This window comes from Streptomyces sp. NRRL F-5650, from assembly GCF_000721365.1.
GTDB classification, from domain to species: Bacteria; Actinomycetota; Actinomycetes; order Streptomycetales; family Streptomycetaceae; genus Streptomyces; species Streptomyces ardesiacus.
The window spans coordinates 1-5,644 of the sequence record NZ_JOGV01000104.1 but is presented as its reverse complement, the minus strand read 5'-3'; the positions used below and the strand labels follow the sequence as shown (position 1 = coordinate 5,644).

Below are 5,644 nucleotides of genomic sequence, written 5' to 3'. Positions count from 1 at the left end.
CTCGCCCACCACCGCCACACCCACGGCCAACCCGCCACCAGCCTCGCCTGGGGACTGTGGACCACCCGCAGCACCATGACCCACCACCTCGACGACGAGCAGACGCTGCGCCGACTGGCCGAGGCGGGCATGCCCGCCGTCTCCGACGAGCAGGGCCTGGCCCTGTTCGACGCGGCGGTCGCGATGGACGCCCCGGTCGTGGCGCCGCTGCCGCTGGACCCCGCCGCGCTGCGCGCCCAGGCCGCCGCGGGCACGCTGCCCCCGCTGTTCCGGGACCTGGTACGGACCCCCGTACGGCGGGCGGCCGCGGGCGGCCGGGCGGGCGGAGCGGACTCGGCCTTCGCCGAGCACCTGCGCGGACTGCCCGAGCAGGAGCGCACGCGGACGCTGCTCGACCTGGTCCGCTCCGCGGCGGCGAGCGCGCTGGGCCACGGCTCGCCCGAGGCGCTGGACGCGAAGCGGACCTTCCGGGAGCTGGGTTTCGACTCGCTGGCCGCCATCGAGCTGCGCAACGCGGTGGGGGCCGCGACCGGTCTGCGGCTGCCCGCCACGCTGGTCTTCGACCGTCCGACGCCGTCGGCGGTGGCGGAGTTCCTGCTGGGCGAGCTGACCGGCCAGGCACCGCGGGTCCAGCAGCCGCGGCCGGGTGCCGACCGGTCCGGGGAGCCGGTCGCCATCGTCGGGATGGCGTGCCGCTATCCCGGCGGCGTGGCCACCCCGGAGGAGCTGTGGCATCTGGTCGCGGACGGCCGGGACGCGGTCGGTGGCATGCCCGAGGACCGCGGCTGGGACGTGGAGCGGCTCTACGACCCGGAGGGGACCAGGCCCGGCACGTCGTACGTGCGCCAGGGCGGGTTCCTGCTGGACGCGGCCGAATTCGACCCGGAGTTCTTCGGGATCTCGCCGCGCGAGGCCCTGGCGATGGACCCGCAGCAGCGGCTGCTGCTGGAGACGTCGTGGGAGGCGCTGGAGCGGGCCGGGATCGATCCGCGCTCGCTGCGCGGCAGCCGTACCGGGGTGTTCACGGGCATGATGTACCACGACTACGGCGCCGACCGCGACGGGCTTCCCGAGGAGGTCGAGGGGCTGATCGGGACCGGTTCGGCGGGCAGTGTGGCCTCGGGCCGGGTGGCGTTCACCCTGGGTCTGGAGGGGCCCGCGGTCACGCTGGACACGGCCTGCTCCTCCTCCCTGGTGGCGCTGCACCTGGCGGTGCAGTCGCTGCGTACCGGGGAGTGCGACCTGGCGCTGGCCGGCGGCGTGACCGTGATGGCCACCCCTGGGGTGTTCGTGGAGCTGTCCCGGCAGGGCGGACTGTCCCCCGACGGCCGCTGCCGGTCCTTCGCGGCGGGCGCGGACGGCACGGGCTGGGGCGAGGGAGCCGGGCTGCTGTGGAGGCGCACGGCACGGGCACGACGCTGGGCGACCCGATCGAGGCGCAGGCGCTGCTCGCCACCTACGGGCAGGACCGGCCCGCCGACCGGCCGCTGTGGCTGGGTTCGGTGAAGTCAAACATGGGGCACACGCAGGCGGCGGCCGGCGTGGCGGGCATCATCAAGATGGTCATGGCGATGCGGCACGGCGTGCTGCCCCGGACCCTGCACGTGGACGAGCCGACGCCCGAGGTGGACTGGTCGGCGGGCACGGTGGCCCTGCTCACCGAGGAGCGGCCCTGGCCCCGCACCGACCGCCCGCGCCGGGCCGCGGTGTCCTCCTTCGGCATCAGCGGCACCAACGCGCACGTCGTCCTCGAACAGCCGCCGGCCGCCGCGCCGGCCGAACCGCCCGGGCCGGTCCCGGGCGGGGTGCTGCCGTGGGTGCTCTGCGCGCACAGCCGCGACGCGCTGTACGCCCAGGCCGAACGGCTCGCCTCCCATGTCGCCGCGCGTCCCGGACTGTCCGGTGCGGACGTCGCCGCGGCCCTGGCCGGCCGGGCGCGGCTGGCGCACCGGGCGGTGCTCCTGGGCGAGGGCCGGGAGGAGCTGCTGGCGGCCACGGCCGGTCTGGCCCAACTGGCCGGGGAGCCGGACGCGGCGCCGCCGCCCGGCGCGGTGACGGGAACGGCGCCCGACGAGCAGCGGGTCGTCTTCGTCTTCCCCGGCCAGGGCGCGCAGTGGGCGGGGATGGCCGCGGAACTGCTCGACTGCGAGCCGGTCTTCCGGGAGCGGATGCTGGAGTGCGAGCGGGCGCTGAGCCCGTACGTCGACTGGTCGCTGCTCGCGGTGCTGCGGCAGGAGCCGGACACGCCGCCGTGGGACCGGGTGGACGTGGTGCAGCCGGCGCTGTGGGCGGTGATGGTGTCCCTGGCCGCGCTGTGGGGTGCCTACGGCGTCCGGCCGGACGCGGTGATCGGCTACTCCCAGGGCGAGATCGCCGCCGCCTGCGTCTGCGGTGCCCTCGGCCTGGACGACGGTGCCCGGGTCGTCGCGCTGCGGGCCGCGGCGATCGGGTCGGCGCTGGCCGGGCTGGGCGGGATGGTGTCGCTGGCGCTGCCCGCTGCGGCGGCCCGCGAGCTGATCGCCGCCTGGCCGGACCGGATCTCTGTGGCCTCGGTCAACGGACCGGCCAGCACGGTGGTGGCCGGTGAGCCCGCGGCGCTCGACGCGCTGCTCGCCCGCTGCGAGCGGGACGGGGTGCGGGCCCGCCGTATCCCGGTGGACTACGCCTCGCACACCGCCCAGGTCGAGGCGGTCGAGGCCGAACTGGCCGACGCGCTGGCCGGGATCGCGCCGCGCGCGTCGGCCGTCCCCTTCCTGTCGACCCTCACCGGCGCCCCGCTGGACACCGCGGAGCTGGACGCGGGGTACTGGTACCGCAACCTTCGCCACCCGGTGGAGTTCGAGGCGGCGACGCGGGCCGCGCTGGACCAGGGCGGCACGGTCTTCGTGGAGATCAGTCCGCATCCGGTGCTGGTGCCCGCGGTGCAGGACAGCATCGACGCGTCGGGCCGGACCGCGGTGGCGGTGGGTTCGCTGCGCCGGGACGACGGCGGCCCGCGTCGCTGGCGTTCCTCGGTGGCCGAGCTGGCGGTACTGGGCGTCGACGTCGACTGGTCGCCGGTGCTCGGTCCGTCCGGCGGCCGGCCCCCGGTGGAACTGCCGACCTACGCCTTCCGGCGCCGCCGGTTCTGGCTGGAGTCCCGCGGCGGGGCCGGCGACCTGACGTCGACGGGACTGGAGGCGGCGGACCATCCGCTGCTGGGCGCGTCGGTGGCGCTGGCCGGCGGCGAGGGCGTACTGCTCACCGGCCGGCTGTCCGGGCGCGACCACCCCTGGCTGCTGGACCACGCCGTGGCGGGCACGGTGCTGCTGCCGGGCACCGCCTTCGTGGACCTGGCGATCCGGGCGGGCGACCTGCTCGGCCGGCCGCACCTGGACGAACTCACCCTGCACGCGCCGCTGCTGCTGGGCACCGGCGCCCGGGACGGTGAGGCGACGGTGCAGGTGCGGGCCACGCCGGACGAGGACTCGGACGGGGCCACGGTGACCGTGCACTCCCGCGGCGGCGACGGGAGCTGGGTGCTGCACGCGTCCGGTGTGCTGGGACGGGAGCAGGCCGCCGGACCCGCGCCCGACCCGGTCTGGCCGCCGGCCGGTGCGCGGCCGGTGGAGACGGACGGCGTGTACGACGTCCTCGCCGAGGGCGGCTACCACTACGGTCCGGCCTTCCGGGGCCTGCACGCGGTGTGGCGACGCGGCGAGGAACTGTTCGCCGAGATCCGGCTGCCGGAGTCCGAGCGGGACGCGGCGGCGGACTACGGGGTGCATCCGGCGCTGCTGGACTCCGCACTGCACGCCATGGCCTTCGCCGACGGCTCGGAGACGGGGGTGCGGCTGCCGTTCTCCTGGACCGGCGTCCGCCTGTACGCGACCGGGGCGACCACGGCCCGGGTGCGGCTGACCCCGTCCGGGGACCGGCTGGCCGTCCTGCTCACCGACGAGGCCGGGCACCCGGTGGTCTCGGTGCGGTCCCTGGTGACCCGGCCCGCCGACCTGGGCGGCCCGGCGGGCGCGCGGGCTCAGGAGGCGCTGCTCCACCTGGACTGGCCGGCCGTGCCGGACGAGGCCGGGGACGCGGACGGTTCCTGCACGCTGGTCGGCGGGGACCCGTTCGCCCTGGCGGGGCCGGACGGCGGGGTGCCGGTCGCGGCCGGGCTGGACGACCTGGCCGACGGCGGCCGGGTCCCGGACCACGTGGTGCGCTGCCTGGCGCCGCGCGGGAGCGGCGATCCGGCGGCGGACGCGCACGCGGCGGCGCAGGAGGCGCTCGACTGGCTGCGCGCCTGGCTCGCCGACGACCGGTTCACCGGCTCCCGACTGGTGCTGGTCACCTCGGGCGCGGTCGCCGCGGGCGACGGCGAGGACGTCACCGACCTGGGCAGCGCGGCCTGTTGGGGCCTGGTGACCGCGGCCCAGTCCGAGCATCCCGGGCGGCTGGCCCTCGTCGACCTGGACGGGCACGAGCGGTCGCGGGAGGCGTTCGGGGCGGCGCTGCGCTCCGCCGAGCCGCGGGTCGCGGTCCGTGAGGGCGTGGTCAGGGCGCCGCGGCTGGCGCGGGCCGCCGCGCATCCGGCGCTGCTGCCGCCGCCGGGGCCGGTTCCGTGGCGGCTGGAGAGCACGGGCCGGGGCACGATCGAGAACCTGGCGCTGGTGCCCTGCCCGGAGGTCCTGGACCCGCTGGGACCCGGGCAGGTCCGGCTCGCCGTGCACGCGGTCGGGCTGAACTTCCGGGACGTGATCGTGGCCCTCGGCATGGTCGAGGGGCAGAACGGCATCGGCGGCGACGTGGCGGGCACCGTCCTGGAGGTGGGCCCCGGGGTGACCCATGTGGCGGCGGGCGACCGGGTGCTGGGCCTGTGCTCGGACTCCTTCGGCCCGGTGGCGGTGTGTGACGGCCGGTTCCTGACGCCGATGCCGGACGACTGGACCTACGAGCAGGCGGCGACGGTCCCCATCACGCATCTCACCGCGTACTACGGCCTGGTGGACCTGGCGCGGGTGCGGCCGGGCGAAGCGGTGCTGGTGCACGCGGCGGCGGGCGGTGTCGGCGTCGCGGCCGTCCAGCTCGCCCGCCACCTGGGCGCCGAGGTGTACGGCACCGCGAGCACCGGCAAGTGGGGGACGCTGCGGGAGTACGGACTGGACGACAAGCACATCGCCAACTCCCGCACGCTGGAGTTCGAGCAGGCGTTCCTGGAGTCCAGCGGCGGCCGCGGCATGGACGTCGTCCTGGACTGCCTCGCCGGCGAGTTCGTCGAGGCGGGGCTGCGGCTGCTGCCGCGCGGCGGCCGGTTCCTGGAGATGGGCAAGACCGACAAGCGCGACCCGGACCAGGTGGCCGCCGACCGTCCGGGGGTGCGCTATCAGGCGTACGACCTGCTGGAGGCGGGGCCGGACCGGATTCAGGAGATGCTGGTCGCGGTCATGGACCTGTACCGCGAGGGGGTCCTGCGCCGACCGCCGGTCACCGTGTACGACCTGCGCCGGGCCCGGGAGGCGATGCGGGACCTGAGCCAGGCCAAGCTGGTCGGCAAGGCGGTGCTCAGGGTGCCGCGGGGGATCGATCCGGACGGCACCGCCCTGATCACCGGCGGCACCGGCACCCTCGGCGCCCTCCTCGCCCGCCACCTCGTCCACCACCACCA

Annotated in this window: 1 pseudogene; it reads left to right on the top strand. The window is 76.7% G+C overall.

From position 1 onward, the window contains the following. Window positions 1–5,644: pseudogene (locus IG88_RS39730) on the top strand (beta-ketoacyl synthase N-terminal-like domain-containing protein); the annotation flags it as partial.